Source organism: Acidimicrobiia bacterium (genome assembly GCA_035471805.1).
Classification (GTDB): Bacteria; Actinomycetota; Acidimicrobiia; order Spongiisociales; family JAHEDJ01; genus JAHEDJ01.
In genome coordinates, this window is sequence record DATIPS010000058.1 from 62,457 (window position 1) to 81,883 (window position 19,427).

At 63.2% G+C, this 19,427-nt stretch carries 13 protein-coding genes; 6 read left to right on the forward strand and 7 right to left on the reverse strand.

Annotated features, from left to right (window positions below; all coding sequences use genetic code 11):
- Positions 1-368 precede the first annotated feature (368 nt).
- Positions 369-1,346 carry an aspartate carbamoyltransferase gene (pyrB, locus tag VLT15_12370; protein HSR46004.1) on the forward strand — a complete coding sequence of 326 codons (978 nt, stop codon included), beginning with the start codon at positions 369-371 and terminating at the stop codon, positions 1,344-1,346.
- Positions 1,347-1,389: 43 nt separating this feature from the next.
- Here the strand turns inward: pyrB and VLT15_12375 are convergent, their stop codons facing one another.
- From VLT15_12375 to VLT15_12395, 5 genes are read right to left on the reverse strand one after another with little or no spacing between them, the layout of a single operon-like run.
- Entirely contained in the window at positions 1,390-2,667 is a 1,278-nt protein-coding gene (locus VLT15_12375) for an FAD-binding oxidoreductase (protein ID HSR46005.1), read from the reverse strand.
- Positions 2,664-3,482 carry an ABC transporter permease gene (locus VLT15_12380; GenBank protein ID HSR46006.1) on the reverse strand — a complete coding sequence of 273 codons (819 nt, stop codon included), beginning with the start codon at positions 3,480-3,482 and terminating at the stop codon, positions 2,664-2,666. Before VLT15_12380 ends, VLT15_12375 begins: the two co-directional genes overlap by 4 nt.
- On the reverse strand, positions 3,483-4,385 hold the full coding sequence (locus VLT15_12385) for an ABC transporter permease (GenBank protein ID HSR46007.1): 903 nt from the start codon (positions 4,383-4,385) through the stop codon (positions 3,483-3,485). It abuts the gene before it with no gap.
- Positions 4,378-5,496, reverse strand: a complete 1,119-nt coding sequence (locus VLT15_12390) for an ABC transporter ATP-binding protein (GenBank protein HSR46008.1) — start codon at positions 5,494-5,496, stop codon at positions 4,378-4,380. Before VLT15_12390 ends, VLT15_12385 begins: the two co-directional genes overlap by 8 nt.
- A 4-nt stretch (positions 5,497-5,500) precedes the next feature.
- On the reverse strand, positions 5,501-6,775 hold the full coding sequence (locus VLT15_12395; GenBank protein ID HSR46009.1) for a spermidine/putrescine ABC transporter substrate-binding protein: 1,275 nt from the start codon (positions 6,773-6,775) through the stop codon (positions 5,501-5,503).
- Between the two features lie 356 nt (positions 6,776-7,131).
- Here VLT15_12395 and VLT15_12400 point away from each other — a divergent pair, with 356 nt between their 5' ends.
- The 5 genes from VLT15_12400 (at position 7,132) to VLT15_12420 (ending at position 15,978) form a co-directional block, all read left to right on the forward strand.
- Positions 7,132-7,608 (forward strand): Lrp/AsnC family transcriptional regulator, encoded by a 477-nt coding sequence (locus VLT15_12400; GenBank protein ID HSR46010.1) that lies wholly within the window; start codon positions 7,132-7,134, stop codon positions 7,606-7,608.
- Between the two features lie 94 nt (positions 7,609-7,702).
- A complete protein-coding gene (locus tag VLT15_12405) occupies positions 7,703-9,064 on the forward strand; it encodes an aspartate aminotransferase family protein (protein HSR46011.1) in 1,362 nt (453 codons plus the stop codon).
- A 40-nt stretch (positions 9,065-9,104) separates the two neighbouring features.
- Positions 9,105-10,745: an amidohydrolase family protein gene (locus tag VLT15_12410; protein ID HSR46012.1), complete on the forward strand. Its 1,641-nt coding sequence runs from the start codon at positions 9,105-9,107 to the stop codon at positions 10,743-10,745.
- A gap of 169 nt (positions 10,746-10,914) precedes the next feature.
- The gene (locus VLT15_12415; GenBank protein HSR46013.1) at positions 10,915-13,404 is read left to right on the forward strand and encodes an FAD-dependent oxidoreductase; all 2,490 of its coding nucleotides are present in this window, start codon (positions 10,915-10,917) and stop codon (positions 13,402-13,404) included.
- A 102-nt stretch (positions 13,405-13,506) separates the two neighbouring features.
- Complete coding sequence (locus tag VLT15_12420; protein HSR46014.1) at positions 13,507-15,978, forward strand: FAD-dependent oxidoreductase; 2,472 nt, start codon at positions 13,507-13,509, stop codon at positions 15,976-15,978.
- Between the two features lie 167 nt (positions 15,979-16,145).
- Here the strand turns inward: VLT15_12420 and VLT15_12425 are convergent, their stop codons facing one another.
- Both VLT15_12425 and VLT15_12430 read right to left on the reverse strand, forming a co-directional pair.
- Positions 16,146-18,155, reverse strand: coding sequence for an FAD-dependent oxidoreductase (locus tag VLT15_12425; GenBank protein ID HSR46015.1), 2,010 nt, complete (start codon positions 18,153-18,155; stop codon positions 16,146-16,148).
- 159 nt (positions 18,156-18,314) lie between these two features.
- Entirely contained in the window at positions 18,315-19,427 is a 1,113-nt protein-coding gene (locus VLT15_12430; protein ID HSR46016.1) for a spermidine/putrescine ABC transporter substrate-binding protein, read from the reverse strand.

Sequence of the window (19,427 nt, forward strand, 5' to 3'; positions counted from 1 at the left end):
TGATTGCTTTCCCCGGGTCGGGGCATGCCGACCTCGAGGCGAAGGTGACGGTCCCGCGTTGTGGATGAAACAGGGCCCACGCCCTCGGCGCGGCTCGCCCGGTTTGTGTTCTTCCGTGTGTTCAGCCTCAGCGTCCGTCCGCCTTCGACCTGCCGGTGGGTTACGGCGTGGACGGGCTCCCGATCGTGAAATCTCCGAATAGGCGCGAATATGTCTTCCGCAGGATCGCCGTTCGGCTATGGTGGCGTCTCGATGAGCCACAAGCCGTTCGTTGAGAAGCCGCCCGAGGGGGCGGCCTTTTTTCTGCCCGGGACACGGTGCGCTGCCGCACCCGGCGCGGATCAGCGGCGAATCGAAGGAGATACGACATGACCACGCTGCGTACCACCGAGCACCTTCCTTTCGGCGAGAAGAGGGATCCGCGATTCTTCGGAAGGGACATCCTCTCGGTCTCGCAGTTCGATCGCTCGGATCTGGACACCATCTTCGCGGTCGCCCATGAGATGCGCGGGATGGTCGAGCGCATCGGTTCATTCGACCTGCTCAAGGGCAAGGTCCTGACCAACCTTTTCTACGAGCCTTCGACCAGGACGTCTTCGTCGTTTGTGGCGGCGATCGAGCGTCTCGGGGGCAGCGTGATTCAGATCAACAACGTCACGTATTCGTCGGTCTCGAAGGGCGAATCCTTGCCGGACACCGTCAGGACTCTGGAGTCCTATTCGGACGCGATCGTTATCCGTCACCCTGAAAAGGGTTCTGCGGCCGAAGCTGCCGCAGCCGCCTCCAAGCCCGTGATCAACGCCGGCGACGGCCCGGGCGAGCATCCAACTCAGGCGCTGTTGGATGCGTTCACGATCCTGGCGGAGATGGGGACTCTCGACGGGCTCACCGTGACAATGCTCGGAGATCTCAAGTACGGGCGCACTGTTCATTCGCTGGCCAAACTCTTGACCATGTTCGACGTGAAGCTCAACTACGTTTCGCCCGAGATACTCAAGATGCCGGCCGACCTCGTAGCTGAGGTTGGGGCGGCGGGAATCGCGCAACTGGAGACCCCCGACCTCGACGCGGTCCTGCCGGACACCGACGTCCTCTACGTCACCCGTATCCAGAAAGAGCGTTTTGAGAGCGTGGACGAGTACGAGTTGGTGAAAGACTCGTACGTGATCACTGCGGAGACCATGAAGCACGCCAAGGAGCAGATGGCCGTGCTTCACCCGCTGCCCCGTGTCGGTGAGATCGCCATGGAGGTCGACGACGATCCCCGCGCTGCCTACTTCCGGCAGATGGAGTACGGCATGTACGTCAGGATGGCCCTGCTGGCGCTGGTGCTCGGCCGGGCCTGAGCCTTGGGCGGTCGGGCGACCCGTCGGACGGGGTCGGCGAGGGTCAGCGGCTGAAGCGGTCGAGTATCCGGTAGCCGGCGGCCGCTGCCGGGAGGAACCACGGCCGAGATCGGTAGTACCACCGGTGGGGATGTCCGATCTCGGCGAACGGGCTTCGGTCGATCTCACCGATCATCAGACGAGCGACCTCGTCGCCCAGGTAGGTGCCTAGTCCGAGTCCGTGGCCGCCGTATCCGAGCGTGTACCAGATTCCGTCGATGGTGCCGATGTGCGGCATCAGATCGAAAGTGGCGGCGAGGCGTCCGTTCCACACGTGGGTGATCGGCACGTCCTCCAGCTCGGGGAAGAACTCGACTATTCGACGGCCGAGATCCCGTCCGCTCTCCAGGAGGTCGAGGTCGGGGGACATGTTCCGGCGGCCGCCCATGAGAATCCTGTTGTCCGGTGTCCGCCGGAAGTAGTTCAGCAACCGGCGCGCCGTCCAGGCCATTCTGTTGCCGGGGATGAGGCGTTCGGCCAGTTCGGGCGGCAGCGGTTCGGTGACCGCGGAATAGCTGCCGATTGGTATCACTCCGCGTCGAAGGCCGGGCACCAGATGCCCGGTGTAGCCGTTGGTGGCCACCAGCACTTGCGGTGCAGCCAGCATGCCTCGCCCGGTGCGTACCGAGAACCGGCTGCCGGAGCGCTCGATCGACTCAACGGGTGCATGCGGAACGAGCGATGCACCGGCCTCCAGCAGCTGCTCGGCGAGTCCGAACGTGTACCGGGCGGGATGGACGCCTGCGCTGGTCGGCTCGGTCAGGGCCCCTGAGAACCGGTCGCTGCCGATCACCGACCTCATCTCGTTTCCGGAGTGGAACATCAGGTCCAGTCCGGTCGCCTGCCGGTGCCAGGCCTGTTCCTCCCGCAGGAGTCCGACGTCTCGCTCGTTGTATCCGAGTTCGAGCGACCCCGACCGGGAGAAATCGCAATCGATTCCGGACGCCACCTCCTCGACGACATCGATAGCGCGCATCGACGCGTCCCACAATTCCTGGGCGAGGGCGGGCGGATAGTTGGCGAACACCGATCTTGCGGAGGCCTTGAGCCCGTAGATGACCATGCCGCCGTTGACCGCACTCGCTCCGCCGGCCAGCTCGAGAGAATCCAGAACCACGACCGATTTGCCGGCCGCCCGGAAACGGCGCGCGGCCGCGAGCCCGGTGATTCCTGAGCCGACGATCGCTACGTCGCAGTCTGCCGGCAGGTTGGAACCTGCGGCGAGTTGATCGGAACGAGGCCGGTCTTCCGTCCAGAAGGAAACTGTGAGCGGCGGGCTCATCCCCTTCGCCGCTGCAATCGGATGTTGAGCAACATGATCGAAACGGTGATGAAGAAGATCGCCGCACCGAAGACGTTCACCTGCGCCGGGACGCCGACGCGTGCGGCACCCCAGATGAACAGCGGGAAGGTGATCGTGTTGCCCGAGTTGAAGTTGGTGATGATGAAGTCGTCGAACGAAAGTGCGAACCCGAGCAGGAACGCCGCCATCACGCCGGGCAGGATCATCGGCAGGGTTACCTTCCGGAAGGTCGTCCATTCATTCGCATAGAGATCCATGGCTGCTTCCTCGAGATGTCGATCGAATCCGGCGAGCCTTGCCTTGACGGTCACCACCACGTAGCTGATGTTGAACATGATGTGAGCGATGACGATCGTTGCGAATCCGCGGGCAACGCCCAGGACGAGGAAGAGGGTGAGGAGCGAGGATCCCATCACGATCTCAGGGGTTGCCATCGGCAGGAAGAGCCCCAGGTTGGTCATCGATCGACCCCGGAACCGGTAGCGGACCAGCGCCAGCGCAATCAGCGTCCCGAGGAGTGTGGCAACGGCCGAAGCGAGGAAAGCGATCTGCAGACTCGTAACGAGAGAGTCGAAGAGTCTGGGGACGCCAAATGCGTTCTGCCAATGGTCGAGCGTGAATCCCTGCCACGTGAAGTTGAACCGTCCCTGATGGTCGTTGAACGAGAACAGGATGACGATCGCCACCGGCATGAACAGGTAGGTGAGGGCGATGATCATGTAGGCGGGCAGGATCCGGCGTTTGATCCAGGCCCAAACCGACGGCTTCCGGCGTGTGGTTGCAGACTGGGCCATCTACGCCACCAGGTCCTCGGTGCCGGATGCGCGGACGTACGGGATGATGATGGCCAGGATCACCAGCATCAACGAGAACGAGAGGGCTGCCGCCGTTGGATAGTCCACGATGCGCAGGAAACGGTTGTCGATGATGTTGCCGACCATCAACCTTTGCGGATTGCCGAGGAGGCTCGCGTTGACGAAGTCGCCTGCCGCCGGGATCAGAGTCAGCAAGGTTCCCGCCACGACCCCGGGCAAGGACAGTGGCAGTGTGACCTTCCGAAAGGCCGTCACAGGTCTCGCGTAGAGGTCGTTCGCCGCCTCGATCATGGACGGGTGGATCTTCTCGAGTGACACATAGATGGGCAGGGTCATGAAGGCCAGGAAGTTGTAGGTGATTCCGGCGATCACCGCCCAGCCGGTGGCGAGGACCCGCCCGGTCGGAGAGATGATGTGAAGCGTCTTGAGTGCCTCAACGACGAATCCGCTATCGGCCAGGATGACCTTCCATGCCAGTGTGCGGAGCAAGAAGGGGGTCAGGAAGGGCATCAGCACGAGAACCAGCAACAAATTCTTGTACCTGCCTCCGCGGAATGCGATGCCGTAGGCGAGGGGATAGGCGATCAGCAGCGCGAGTACCGTCGCTGCGCCGGCGTACAGGAAGGAGCGAAGGAAATGCTCGCCTGCCAGTGAGAAAGCATCTGCATAGTTCTCCCATCGCCAGGTCATCTGGTACCCGGTCTGGTAGCTCCCTTCCTGCAGCGAGATACCGACGAGCTGGACCATCGGGGCGATATAGAAGATCGCCAACCACAGGCCGCCCGGCAGCAGCAGCAGATAGGGCACGGCCTTGCGTCGGCGGGCCGCCTTGCGGGCGCCGACGTTCACCAGCGAAGGAGCGTCGTCCGTCGTGCTAGTCATGGATGACGAAACTTCGTTCCGGGTGCCAGCCGACGGTGACCTCCTCGCCCGAGGCGAAGCGATCACCCGTGAGATTCTGAACGACGGCGGTCAGATCGCCGGCAGTTCCGGTCCGTATCACGTAGTGGGTGCTGACACCTATGAATGACGCGTCCAGGATCCTGCCGGTGAGAACATTCGGGGGGACATCACCGCTTCCCGGCCGGTAGACGTTCAACTTCTCCGGTCTGACGCCCACACGCAGCGTGCTGGTTCCGGTACCGAGTGCCTCGGGCCTGACGAAGAGCGCCGTGCCGTCTGCCGTTGCCACCGACCCGGCCGCTCGATCGACGACCGATACCGACATCAGGTTCGAACCACCGAGGAAGTTGGCAACGAACGCGGTTCTCGGGTCCTCGTAGATCTCGGCCGGGTCGCCCATCCGCTCGATCTTTCCCTTGTTCATCACCGCGATGGTGTCGGCCATCGTCATGGCCTCCTCCTGATCGTGGGTCACGTGGATGAACGTGATGCCGACCTCCTGCTGGATGCGTTTCAGCTCGATCTGCATCTCCTTGCGAAGCTTGAGGTCGAGCGCGCCGAGCGGCTCGTCCAGGAGCAGCACCCGGGGATGGTTGATCAGAGCGCGCGCCAGCGCCACCCTTTGCTGCTGACCTCCCGACAGCTTGCCGGGATGCCGGTTCTCGAGGCCGGCCAGCTGAACGAGTTCGAGCATCTCGCCTACCCGCCGATCCAGTTCACTCTTCTCGACGTTGGTCCGGCGCAAACCGAAAGCAACATTCTCGAAAACCGACAGATGGGGAAAGAGCGCATAGCTCTGGAAGACCGTGTTGACGGGGCGGCGGTAGGCCTTCAGGCCGGTGACATCCTCGCCGTGCAGGTTGATCGTGCCTTCAGTTGGGTCCTCGAACCCGCCGATCATGCGCAGGGTCGTGGTCTTTCCGCAGCCCGACGGTCCGAGCAGGGCGAAGAACTTGTTCTCTCCGATGGCAAGCGTCAGGTCGTCGACGGCGAGTACGTCTCCGAACCGTTTGGTGATGTTGAACAGTTCGACGGCGGCGGGTTCGGGTGACCCGAACCCGCCTTCCGTCTCTACAGGCCGATCGGTCACCCGATTATCCACCGGTTACAGCGGCGAACATCTCGTTGAGCTCCGTCTCCTCTTCCTCGGTCAGATCGCGGAAGATGTGCGTCTTGGCCAGGGTCGCCGCATCCGGGAAGATCAAAGGATCGTCTGCGATGGCGGCCAGTTCCTCGTCGCCCATCTCGGCGCCGAGCTCGCGCAGCGCCTCTTGCGCGCCGGCCACCGGTGAGATGAAGTTGATCCAGCTCTCGGCTTTGGCGGCCACGACCGGGTCGTAGAAGTAGTTCATGAACGCTTCTGCTTCAGCCTTGTTGGTGGCACCCTTGGGGATCAGCATGTTGTCCGACCACAGCATCAAGCCTTCTTCAGGAACCAGGAACTGGAGATCCGGGTTGTCGAGCTGAAGCTGAACGACGTCTCCGGACCAGGCGAACGCGGCAGCCAGGTTGCCTTGCGCGAGTTCCGGCCCGTAGTCGTTGCCGAGGAACTGGCGGATCTGGCCGTTGTCCACGTTTTCCTGGATCTTGTCCATGGCTTGCCTGGCCTCGTCCATCGTGAAGGTTGCCGGATCGATGCCCATTCCGAGCATGACGAGGCCCACGGTGTCACGCATCTCGGTCAGCATGCTCACGCTGCCGCCGAAAGCCGGATCGAAGATGTCGTTCACCGAGGTGAGTTCCCGTCCGGTCAGCGCCGGGTTGTATCCGATGGCGGTGAAGCCCGACTGCCAAGGCAGGGTGTACTTCCGATCGGGGTCGAATCCGGGGCTCTTCAGCGCGTCGACGAGATTGGCGGCATTGGGGATGTTGGCGTAGTTGAGTTCCTCGGTCCAGCCCAGTCGGATGAACCTGGCGGCCATCCAGTCGGTCAGAACCGCGATGTCCCGGTCGATGTTCTGCCCGGCGCTCAGCGGCGCCTGGTACTTGCCGAAGAAGCCGTCGTTGTCGTTCACCTCCTCGATGTACTCGAGTGCGATGCCGGTTTCCGCCATGAAGTCGTCGAGCGTCGATGTCTCGAAGTAACTGTCGTCGCCTCCCGGGTCGATGTAGAAGGGCCAGTTGGCAACCACCAGCTTCCTCGGCCCGGAGGCGGCCGTCGTTCCGGTGGTCCCTGCGGAAGCCGCGGTCGTCGTGGTCTCAGATCCATCGACACCGCACGCGGCCAGGAGCGCTGAACCGCCGAGTATGAAGAGGCCGGTTCCTCCGGCCCTCTTGAGAAACTCTCGTCTGTCTATCCCTTGTCGGGATAGCTCTCTCATGATGGCGTCCCGCCCGCCACGACGTCGTGATGTTCGCTCGTTGGTCACGTGACCTCCTCAACGAATGGGATCCGGTTTCCCGTGATCCGCATAGCCGGTTTTGCTAGTGGCGCTCACCATTGTGCAGGTCCGCCGCCGATTCGAGGCTACCTGGCGGACGTGAGCTTTGCCGGTCGGGTGGCATACGATTTCACAGTCCGTGTGCTTGGACCTCCCGTTTCTGCAGCGTTCATGCCCCGACCACGCTCGCCGGGTCGTTCCCCGACATTATCGATTGCAATTGTCGGCATGGCAAGCGAAAATGTCGAAACAGGCGATATGTTCGAGTGTTAAGCTTGGATGTGTGATCCAGTGCGATTGAATCCGAATACGACCGTGCCCGGGCTGATCGAGGGTGGGTAACCATGGCCGAAGAACCTGCCGTCAAACATCCTCGGTCCCGCCTCGATGAAATCGACAAGAAGATCATCCGGATACTGCAGACCGACGGTCGAATGCAGTTCTCCAAGCTCGGCCCGCTCGTCGATCTATCACCTGCAGCCGCCCGGCAGCGGGTATTACAGCTGATCGAGGACGATGTGATCTCCTTTGTGGCGGTCACCGATCCGACGGCAACCGGCCAGCTGGCCCAGGCGATGGTCGGCATCAAGGTGCAGGGCGACATCGATCGTGTACTGGAGGGGGTCGAGGCCCATCCCGAGGTCGTCTATCTGGTGTTGACGGCCGGTCGGTTCGATCTTCTCGCCGAGATCGTGTGTACGAACACGGACCGGTTGATGGAGGTCCTGCAGGGCATCCGGATGCAAACGGGAGTGCTGTACGCGGAAGTCTTCACGTACCTCCGCCTGGCCAAGCAAACCTACAACTGGGGTGTTTCTTGATGCGACCGGAGCTACCCGACCATTTGAGCGAAGAGACAGACGCCGGCTCCGCCGTCACGTTGCTCGAGATCGCCAGACACTCACGGAGGAAACCATGACCGCAAACATCGACCGCGATCGTATCGCGTTGCTCACCCGGCAGATGGAGGAGCGATTGCTCGCGCAGACCGTCCGATCCGGTGAGTTCGTCGAGGAGGCGAAGCGAGTCCTGCCGGCCGGCGTTGCCTCCTCATTCCAGGATCAGCCGCCCCATCCCGTCTACATCGTCGAAGGGCGGGGATCGCGGGTCATCGACCTGGACGGAAATGTCTACACGGACTACCACAACGGTTTCGGCGTCATGGTCGTCGGCCATGCTCATCCGGTGATCGTCGAAGCCATCGCGAATGCGGCTTCCAAGGGCACCCATTTCGCGGCGCCCAATCAGGCCGCGGTCCGGGTGGCAACGGAGCTCTCGAGAAGGTTCCGGCTGCCGAAGGTCAGGTTCTCGAACTCGGGAACTGAGGCAACTCTCGACGCGGTGCGCCTGAGCCGGGCATTCACCGGCAAGGACGCACTCATAAAGGTCGAGGGGTCGTATCACGGGCACCACGATGCGGTGATGGTTTCGGTGGGTCCCGATCCCAAGCTGATAGGTCCGCGCGCCAGGCCGGTCTCCGTACCGCAGACCGCAGGAATCCCCGCTGCGTTGCTCGACCTGACGGTCGTGGTCCCGTTCAATGATGCGGATGCGCTGGACAAGGCGTTGAGCGAGCGCGATGACATCGGGACGATGATCATCGAACCGATCATGCTCAACATCGGAGTCGTACCTCCGCTGGATGGATATCTCGAAGCCGTACGCGAGATCACCGCGAAGCACGGAGTCGTGCTCATCTTCGACGAGGTCAAGACAGGAGCGACGATCGCTCCCGGTGGGGTTGTGGAGCGATACGGGGTGGTCCCCGATCTCATCTCCCTGGCAAAGGCGACCGGTGGCGGTACCCCGATCGGTGCCGTCCTTGGAACCGAGGAGATCATGGGTCAGATCAGCAGCGGCAAAGTCACCCAGATCGGCACGTTCAACGGCAATCCGCTGACGATGGCCGCCGCCGAAGCGACCCTCACCAGGGTTCTGGATGGGAGCGCATATCAGAAGCTCGAAGACGCCGGGAGCCGGATCCTCGCAGGGTGCCAGGATGTGTGCGACCGCTACGGTTTGCCGGCCTATGCCGTCGGGATGTCCTCCAAAGGCTGTGTGATGTTCTCCAAGGAGCCTGTGATCGACTACCGCTCGTACGTAGCCGGGTTCGACGAAGACCTCAACTACTTGGGTTGGCTGTATCACATGACCAACGGCGTCTACATGACGCCCGGGGCCGATGAGCAGTGGACCCTGTCCGTCTCCCATTCGGACGAGGAACTCGACCACTACGTCGCCGTCTTCGAGGAGTTTGCCAGAGATGTGACTTCCTGACGGTGGCGCCGGGCCGGCAGGTTTGAAGAGAGGCGCAGCTTTGAGAAGCCATACGGAATCGCAACGGAGGGCCGACCTCATTGTGCACGGCGGCCCGGTTGTCACGATGGCACCAGGGGTCCGGGAAGCAGATCACCTGGTCGTCCGCGGCGGGGCAGTAGTGGCGGTCGGGGGCGACGCGTCCGAGTGGGCGGGTCCGGGAACCGAGTTCCTCGATCTGGAAGGCCGGATGGTGGTGCCCGGCTTCCAGGATGCGCATGTTCATCCCTCGACCGGCGGGCTGAATCTGCTGCGCTGCGACCTGGCGGGCGACGCGGATCGCCGGGACTACGTGGACACCATCCGCCGCTACGCAGACGCCCATCCCGATCGGATCTGGATTCTCGGAGGCGGCTGGGGAATGGACCGATTCCCGAGCGGGATCCCGACCAGGGAGGAACTCGATGCGGTGGTCGCCGATCGCCCGGTGTTTCTGGTCAATCGGGACGGGCACGGTGCCTGGGTCAACTCGAAGGCGCTCGAGCTGGCGGGCATTCATCGGAACACGGCCGATCCAGCCGACGGCCGTATCGAACGTGACGCCGGCGGCGAACCCATCGGTTGCTTACAGGAGGGCGCGATGGATCTGGTCGAGCGAGTGCTGCCGGAGACGACCGAAGACGAACTGCAGCGGGCGCTCGCGGAAGGGCAGAGACATCTGTTGTCCTTGGGAGTCACTGCCTGGCAGGACGCGTGGGTGACGCCGGTGGTGGAGAAGGCGTATAGAGCGCTTGCCTCCAACGGCACGCTGAAAGCCCGCGTGGTGGGAGCACTGTGGTGGGAACGCGGCGAAGGCGAGGAGCAGATCGAAGACCTACTCGCCAGGCGAGCGAAGGGCCCTGCCGGCAGGTTCAGGCCCGGCGCAGTGAAGATGATGCTCGACGGCGTTGCCGAGAACTTCACGGCTTCGATGCTCCATCCGTATCTCTGTGCCGACGGCCGGCCGACTGCGAATCGGGGCCTCGACTTCATCGATCCCTCCCTCCTCGGCGGATACGTCACAGCGCTGGACGCCTTCGGGTTCCAGGTTCACTTCCATGCCATCGGGGATGGCGCCGTCCGCAACGCCCTGGATGCAATCGATGAGTCGAGGAGGGTGAACGGGGCGTCGCAAAACCGCCATCACATTGCCCACCTTCAGGTCGTTCACCCCGACGACATACCGCGATTCCGCCTGCTGAACGTGGTGGCCAACGCCCAGCCTTTTTGGGCGGTCCACGAGGACCAGCAGGATGTGCTCACCCTTCCCTTCCTGGGACCGGAGCGGGGCGGGTGGCAGTACCCATGGCATAGCCTGGTGAGCGCCGGTGCTCGACTCGCCTTCGGCAGCGACTGGTCCGTTTCCACTCCGAACCCCCTGGTGATCATCGAAACCGCGCTGCGGCGTGTCTCGCCCTTCAACCGCGCGGGCGCGCCGTTCCATCCCGAGGAGAGGCTCGACTTGGAAACTGCCCTGCGTGCTGCGACCAAAGGAAGCGCCTACGTCAACCATCTGGACGACCGGACCGGGACTCTGGAGCCCGGCAAGCTGTCCGACTTCGTCGTCCTGGACCGGGATATCCGAAAGGTTCCACATGATGAAATCGGCGACACGCGGGTCGAGATGACGTTCATCGAAGGCGAGTGCGTCCATGGGGGTTGACGGCAACCAGAAGACCATGCCGCCGACCGGTCCCGCTCCGGCAGATCGTCTGCCGGGGGATCTTGAGGAGGAGCGTGAGCGCACGGGGGACCCGTGGAAATCGAAGTCTTGACGTGTACCGAGGACGGGAAACCGGCATTGGTCCGCGCTCAGAGAGAAAGGTCAGAACGTGCAGGACTCAGCGACGACATCGGACACAACTCCGGGCAATGATCTTCCCACCCGGGCTCGAGTGGTGATCATAGGTGGTGGGGTCATCGGTGCCAGCGTCGCATATCACCTGACCAAACTCGGCTGGAGAGACGTGGTCATCCTGGAGCGCTCTCAGCTCACCTCCGGGACTACCTGGCATGCGGCGGGCCTGATCGTCTCAGGTGGCATGACCACTGAGACACTGGCCTGGATGGCCAAGTACTCGCGTGACCTGTTCGAAGTCCTCGAGCAGGAAACCGGCCTCTCGACCGGTTTCCGTCCGGTCGGATACCTCCAAACGGGCAGTACGAAGGAACGAACCCACAAGCTTCGCCGGGAAGCTGACTTCATGCGGTTGATGGGAATCGAGCGCGAGGAGATCTCCCCCGCGGAGGTCGCCGCCCTGTGGCCCCAGGTCGACGCCTCCGACGTGATGGCAGGTTTCTTCACTGCCAACGAGGGTCGGGCGGACCCTGCGAATGTCACGATGTCCCTGGCCAAGGGGGCAAGGATGGGCGGGGCCCGGGTACTGGAGGGGACCCGTGTGACGGGGATCACTCAGAAGGACGGGCGGGTCACCGGTGTCGTCACCGACCGTGGAACGATCGAGGCCGAGTACGTGGTCAACTGCGCCGGAATGTGGGCCAGGGAAATCGGGGCCATGGCCGGCGTCTCGGTGCCACTCCAGGCTTGCGAGCACGCCTACCTGATCACGGAGCCGTTCGAAGGGGTTTCGCGCGACTTGCCGATCTTCGAGGATCCCGATCGTTTCGCCTACTACCGCGAGGAAGTCGGAGGTCTGATGGTCGGCTTGTTCGAACCCGTTGCGGCTCCCTGGTCGCTCGACGCGATTCCCGACGGCTTCAGCTTCGGCGAGATACCTTCCAACTGGGACCGGCTGGCGCCCTTTCTCGAGTATGCGATGGAGATCTTGCCCGACCTCAAGAACGTCGGTATCCGTAAGCTGTTCACCGGCCCCGAGAGCTTCACGCCGGATAACGGCTTCCTGATGGGCGAGGCGCCCGAATTGATCAACTTCTTCGTGGCAGCCGGATTCAACTCGCTGGGAATCCTCACGGGCGGGGGAGCCGGATCGATCATCGCCGGCTGGATCGTCGACGGCCTGCCCCCGGTAGATGTCACCGATGTCGACATCGCCAGGATGTCTCCGTTCCAGACGAACCGCCCCTATCTGGAGGAACGGAGTGTCGAGCTGCTCGGCAGGCTCCACTCGACCGGCTCGTGGCCCCATTCACATCCGGCGACGGCGCGCAATGTGCGGCGCTCCGCCGTGCACGAGCGCCTGGAACGAGCCGGTGCTCACTTCGCAGACTCTTCCGGGTGGGAGAACGTCGCCTATTTCGCCACTCCCGGCATCGCGATCGAGAACAAGCTCACCTATGCCCGACAGGATTGGTTCGAGTTCCACGCCGCCGAGCACCGCGCCGTTCGAGAAGATGTCGCCATGTTCGACCTCTCGTCGATGTCGAAGTTCTTGCTGCAGGGGCCCGATGCCGAGGAGGTTCTGAACTTCATTGCCGGCAACAATGTGGCCGTCCCGGTTGGACGATGCGTCTACACGCAGTTCATGAATGTCCGCGGTGGTGTCGAGGCCGACGTCACGGTTACCAGGATGGCCGAGGATCGGTTCCTGATCGTTGCGGCCGAGGCATTCCATCGACGGGTCGAGAGAATGCTGCGCAGGGGAGTGCCGGCGGACAAACGTGCCTATGTGACGGACGTGACGTCCGGCTACACGCTCCTCAGCGTGCAAGGCCCCCGGTCGCGCGAGCTCTTGAGCGAGGTCACGGCCGCGGACCTCAGCAACGACGCCTTCCCCTATTTCACGGGAAGAGAGGTGGACCTGCACCATGCGAGAGGGTGGGCGCTGAGGATGAGCTTCGTAGGAGAGCTCGGATGGGAGCTCTACATCCCTACCGAGTTCGCCCTCGGCGTGTACGACCGGATCATCGAGGTCGGCACCGAGTTCGATCTCGCCCATGCCGGAATCGAGACTCTCGAGAGCACGCGCACGGAAGCGGGGAGGCGAGATTACGGTCTGGACATGGAGAACAGCGACACGGCCCTCGAGGCGGGGCTTGGATTCGCCGTCGCCTTCGACAAGCCGGGAGGATTCGTCGGTCGCGAAGCACTGCTGGCCCAAAAGGAATCCGGGCCGCTGCAATCTCGACTCGTTCAGTTCCTTCTCCGCGATCCTGAGCCGTTGCTGTACGGGGAAGAGCCGATACTGCGCGACGGAGTCGCGGTCGGGTATCTCCGGTCGGGTGCCTACGGCCACACACTCGGCGGTGCCATGGGGTTCGGCTACGTCGAGCACGAGGAGGGCGTAACGGCCGACTTCCTCAGGTCGGGAGACTTCGAGATTCTGGTCGCCGGAGAACGCTTCCCGGCCGCAGCTTCACTCCGGCCCATGTACGACCCGGGCAACGAGCGGGTCCGCATGTGAAGTCGGGGCACCGCGCGGTGGAACCCCCGGGTAGGATCGCAATCCGGCGCACTCCGCGACGCGTCGGATTGAGAAGCCGGTCAGAGACGGGGTGAGGTGACCGTGAGTCGAGCATTCGAGCCGCCGGTTGGATCAACCGCCGAAGTGCCCGACCGGTCCCAGGTTCTCGTCATAGGTGGTGGCATCGTCGGATGCAGCGTCGCCTACCACCTGACCCGGCGCGGGATCACCGACGTGACGATCATCGAGCAAGGGGCGCTGACCGGGGGAACCACCTGGCACGCCGCCGGCCTGGTCTCCCAGCTCAAGTCCTCTCATAGCCTGACCAGGCTGGCCACCTACTCAGCACGACTCTTCGAGGAACTGGAGGATGAGACCGGACAGGCAACCGGCTGGCGCACGCCGGGTTCGATCTCGGTTGCCGCCGATGAGGAACGGTGGGAAGAGATATTGCGCGGCGCAACCATGGCAACCACCGTTGATGTCGAGACGGAGGTAATCGACCTCGATCGAGCCAAGGAACTCTGGCCTCTCCTCAACACCGACGACCTGGTCGGAGCGTTGTACATTCCACACGACGGAGTGACCTCCCCGGTTGACACGACCATGGCCCTGGTCAAGGGGGCGAGGGCGCGAGGGGCACGCGTCGTCGAGGGGGTGGCGGTCACCCGTCTGGTAGGCAAGAACGGCAAGGTTGTAGGCGTTGAAACCGAGCAGGGCTACATCGAGGCCGAGACGGTCGTTCTCGCCGGCGGAATCTGGACCCGTCACCTCGCTGCCACGATAGGTGTGAACGTTCCGCTCCAGGCCTGCGAGCACTTCTACATCGTCACCGAGCCACTCGACGGAGTGGAGCCGGGTATGCCTACGTTGCGCGACCCGGGGGGCTACACCTATTTCAAGGAAGAAACCGGCAAGATAATGGCAGGTTTCTTCGAGCCCCGTGGAAAGGTCTGGAAGCTGGAGGGTATACCGCGCGACTTCTCGTTCGGAACCCTGCCCGAGGACTGGGAGCATGTAGGCCCGATCTTCGAGCGTGCCGTTCACCGCGTTCCGGCGCTGGGTGAGTGCGGTCTCCAGCTGTTCTTCAACGGGCCGGAGGCGTTCACTCCGGACGGTGTGTACTACCTGGGCGAAGCGCCGGAGGTCGACGGCTGTTTCGTTGCCGCCGGGTTCAACTCCGTGGGCCTGCAGTCGGCCGGGGGTGTCGGCTGGGTCCTGGCCGACTGGATAGCCGACCGTCATCCCCCCATGGACCTGTCCTCCGTCGATATCCGTCGCGCCTTTCCATTCCAGGGCAACCCCGAGTACCTGCGGGAACGGATCTCGGAGAGCCTCGGGCTCCTATACGCCATGCACTGGCCGTTCCGCCAGTACGAGAGTGCTCGCGGGCAGCGTTTGTCTCCCCTCCATGACCGCCTCGAGGCGGCTGGCGCCGTTTTCGGCGAGGTGGCCGGCTGGGAGCGACCCAACTGGTTCGCGTCCGATGGACAGGAGCGCATCTACGAGTACAGCTACGGCAAGCAGAACTGGTTCGGGGCGTCCGGGATCGAGTGCAACGCGGTTCGGACTGCTGTTGGACTGTTCGACCAGGCGTGCTTCGTCAAGTTGCGGGTGGAAGGTCCGGACTCTGCAACAGCTCTCAACGAGATCTGTGCGAACGAGGTGGATGTTCCGCCGGGTACGGTCGTGTACACCCAGTGGTGCAACGAGCGCGGCGGGATCGAGGCCGACCTCACCGTCACCAGAATCGACGAGAACGAATACCTGGTAGTGACCGCGGCCGCCGCCGGCACTCGCGATGGTGCCTGGCTCCGCCGTGGATGCCGTGACTACGACGTGACCGTGACCGACATCACCTCGGAGACTTCGACACTCGGTGTGATGGGCCCGAAGTCGCGGGCACTGCTGGCGACCTTGACATCGAGCGGATTGACCAACGACGACTTCCCGTATGGAACCGCTCGGCATATCGAGGTGGCCGGGCACGACGTGCTTGCGATGCGCATTAGCTATGAGGGCGAACTCGGGTGGGAGCTGTACGTCCCCTGGGATGAAACGCCGGCACTGTACGACGCCCTGTTCGGGGTCGGCGACGATTTCGGGCTGAAGCACGCCGGATATCACGCGATGAACACCCTGCGTCTCGAGGCGGGGTACCGCCACTGGGGACACGACATCACCGACCAGGACACACCACTCGAGGCCGGACTCGGTTTCGCGGTCGGATGGGAGAAAGCATCCTTCAAGGGCCGCGCCGCGCTGCTGGCACAACGTGAGCTTCCGCCGACGAAGCGTCTGATTCAGTTCCGGCTGGAAGATCCCGAGAGGCTTCTCTACCACGATGAGCCAATCCACCGCGATGGACGGCTCGTCGGTCGGACCAGTTCGGGGATGTGGAGCTATGTCGAGAATCGGTGCCTGGCGATGGGATATCTCCACCATCCGGACGGTGTGACGAAAGAGTGGCTCGAGGCGGGTAGCTTCGAGATCAACGTGGCGGGAGACCGTATTCCCGCCACCGCGTCGATCCGCTCCTTTTACGACCCTATGAATCAGCGCGTGAGAATGTGAGGTTCTCCAGGTTCTGGGTTCTGGGTTCTAGGTTCTAGGTTTTAGGTTTTAGGTTCCGGGTCCGGGGCGGTCGACAACAGCGGAACATCCACGGGGCGGAACCCATAACCCGTAACCCCTGGACCTCAACCGCGGTTCGGTGAAGACTTCTCGGCCGCGTCTGCTGCTCACTCCCGCCGGAACGGGACCGGGACCATCAACTGAGAGTCCATCTCACGTGCATATCGATGTCCTGAGTAGACCGACGTTGCGATAGTGCCGGGCGCCAGGCAGTCGCCGATCCGCTCGATGTCGAGACGATCAACCAGCGAGTAGAAGAGAGCATCCTGGGGCCGTCGCGAGGTGACCATGACGGTGCTCTGCGCGGCGACCTCGCGGGTTTCCCCGGTGTAGATGCACTCCAGCAGCACCGAGTCCCCGGTCACACCGGCCAGCGTCGTACCGGTCTCCAGCACGATTCCCAGCGCCAGGATCCGCTGCTGAATGCGGTGCTGTTCCTCGGTGTGAGTGGTCCAGGTCGAAGCCTCGTTGGCCGGCGTAACGAGGGTGACGGCGAGCCCGTCTCGCCGGAGCTTCTCCGCGATCACGCCGCCCATGTAGTAGTGGTCGTCGTCGTAGACGACCACCGGGCCGGCCGGCGTGACCCCTTCCATGATGTCGTCCGGGGTGATAACCGAGGGGGTCTCCCAGCCGGGCACCGGTTCCTCGAGCCAGCGCCCGGTGCCGTCGCGGCGCCACTTGGCGCCGGTGGCGATCACGACCCGATCCGCACCGAACTCGAGGATCTGCGCCTCGTCGACAACACTCTCCAGGTAGAAATCGACGTTGCCGAGCTTCTCGATCTGGGTGAGGCGCCAGTCACGGACCCGGGCCCATTGGGCCAGTCCAGGGAGAGCGGACTCGAGCGTGACCCGGCCGCCCAGCGCTCTGCGTGCTTCTGTCAACGTGACGTCGTATCCCCTCTTCCCGAGGGCCACCGCCGCTTCGAGTCCTGCCGGACCGCCCCCGACGATCAGTACCGATGAGTCGGAACCTCTGGCAGGGATGTATTCCGGGTGCCATCCCTTGCGCCACTCCTCTCCCATCGTTGGATTCTGGGTGCACCGGATCGGCGTCCCCGTCTGGTCGCCGGTGTAGCAGATGTTGCAGCCGATGCACTCGCGGATCTCATCGTCGCGACCCTCGGCGATCTTCAGCGGGATGAACGGATCGGCGATCGAGGGCCGCGCCGCGCCGACGAGGTCCATCACTCCTTGACGAACGAGGCGCAGCATCGTCTCGGGAGAAGTAAACCGCCCGACGCTGACCACCGGTTTGGTCGTCACGCTCTTCACCCAGGACATGGTCGCCTCGAGTCCTGCTTCGGGAACGAACCGCGAAGTGCCCATCTCGTATGTGTAGTCGTGCACCGTGATGTCCCACAGGTCGGGCATTTCCCCCAGGAGCTGGATCATCTCGCGCGGCTCGGATGTGTCCTGGTCGTGGTCGGGCCCGCCGATGCTGGCTGAGAAGCGCACCGCGATGGCGCAGGTGTCACCCACGGCTTCCTTTGTCTCCTCGATGAGCTCGCGCAACAGGCGGGCGCGGTTCTCCAGCGACCCGCCGTACTCGTCGTTCCTCTGGTTCGAAGGCAACAGGAACTGGCGAATGAGATACCAGTGGGCTGCATACACGTAGACGATGTCGAAGCCGGCACGCTGGGCCCTGCGGGCGGCTTCGAGGTGCCAGCGCTTCAAGTCGCGGATGTCCGACTTGTCCATGGCACGCGTTTGCACGGGATTCCACACTCCCGCCGGCCGGCTGCTCGGCCCGAGCGGCGCCTCACGGGAATAGTGGTTGGCGCTGGCTGCTCCGCCGTGCCACAGCTCTACGCCTGCGAGTGCGCCGTGGTCGTGAATCTTCTCGACGGTCATCGCCAGCGCGCTCACGTCCTGGTCGTCCCACAGGGATGCCGAAGGGTAGGGTTCGTCGTCGGACGAAGGGTGGATCGAGCAGTACTCCGTACAAACCGTGCCCCAGCCGCCCTCGGCTTTGACCCCGCGCAGCGCGGCAAGGGTCTGCGGTCGTCTGTACCCCATGCCGGTGCAGTGTGGAACCTGATAGAACCGGTTGGGCGCCGTGACGGGCCCGATGCGGACGGGCTCGAAAAGGACATCGAATCGGGGATCGCGTGGCATTGCTCTCTCCAGGTGTGGCTCGTCTACTGGCTCGTTGGACGCCCCCTCAGAGTGTTGCCCATGAGTCCTCAAGCCCACAGCTCCCGAGACTCGGTTGACCTCAGACCGATGACCGATGGCCGGTTGCAGGGGGCGGCCGAAGCCGCCCCCAGACAACTCCTAGCTCTTCACTTCGTTGAGGGCATCCGAGTAGTTGGTCTCGAAGTCGCCGGTGTCCGCCAGGAACTCGAGACGCTCGAAGACATCGTCGGGCGGGTAGATCGTCTCATCCTCGAGTATCTCGGGATCGATGAACGGCTCCGACGCCGCGTTCGGACTTGCGTAGAAGTTGAAGTTCGTCAGCGCTGCTCCGTTCTCCGCATCGAGGATGAAGTTGATGAACGTGTGTGCCGTGCACGGCGAATCGGCCGTAATCGGGATGGCCATGGTGTCGACCCAGGCCACCGCACCTTCCTTCGGGATTCCGTAGCCGAAGTCCTCGTAGGCGTCGTAGTCGTCGGTGGAAGCCTCGTCGAAGGCTGCGAAGAAGTCGCCGGACCAGCCGTGTGCGACCGTGGTCTCACCCGAAACGAGCAGGTCTTCGAACTGGTCGGAATCAAACAGCTTGATGCGGTCCTTGATGCTGAGTATCAGCTCGACCGCCTCGTCGAGCTCTCCCTGGTCGGTGGTGTTGATCGAATAACCCAGGTACTTGAGCGCTATGCCCATCGTCTCCCGGGGATCGTTGAGCAGGGAGATGCTTCCCGACACCTCGGGGGCGAACCCCGGATCGAAGATGATCTCCCAGCTGACCTCCCAGTCCTCCGGAACGACGTCGTAGGTGTAGCCGATTCCGCTGGTTCCCCACTGGTAGGGAACCGAGTATTCATCGTTCTCGTCGTAGGGCAGACCGGTGAAAGCCGGATCCAGGTTGCTCAGATTGGGAAGTGCGTCCTTGTTGAGCGGGATGATCAGTCCTTCCTCGGACATGATCGTCACGGTGTAGTCGGAAGGCACGACCAGGTCGTAGTCGTTCCCACCCGATTCGATCTGGGGAAGCATCGCCTCGTTGGAGTCGTAGAAGGACTCATTGATCGTTACGCCGTACTCTGCTTCGAAGGCGGAAATCAATTCCGGCTCGATGTACTCGGACCAGTTGTACAGGTCCAGGTTGCCGTCGACCTCACCCGCCTCGCACGCTGCGGCCGCGTCAACCAGCTCGGAATTCCCATCCCCCCCGCACGCGGCCGCCAACAGTGCTAGCACCAGCGCGATCATGAGTATGCGTCTCAT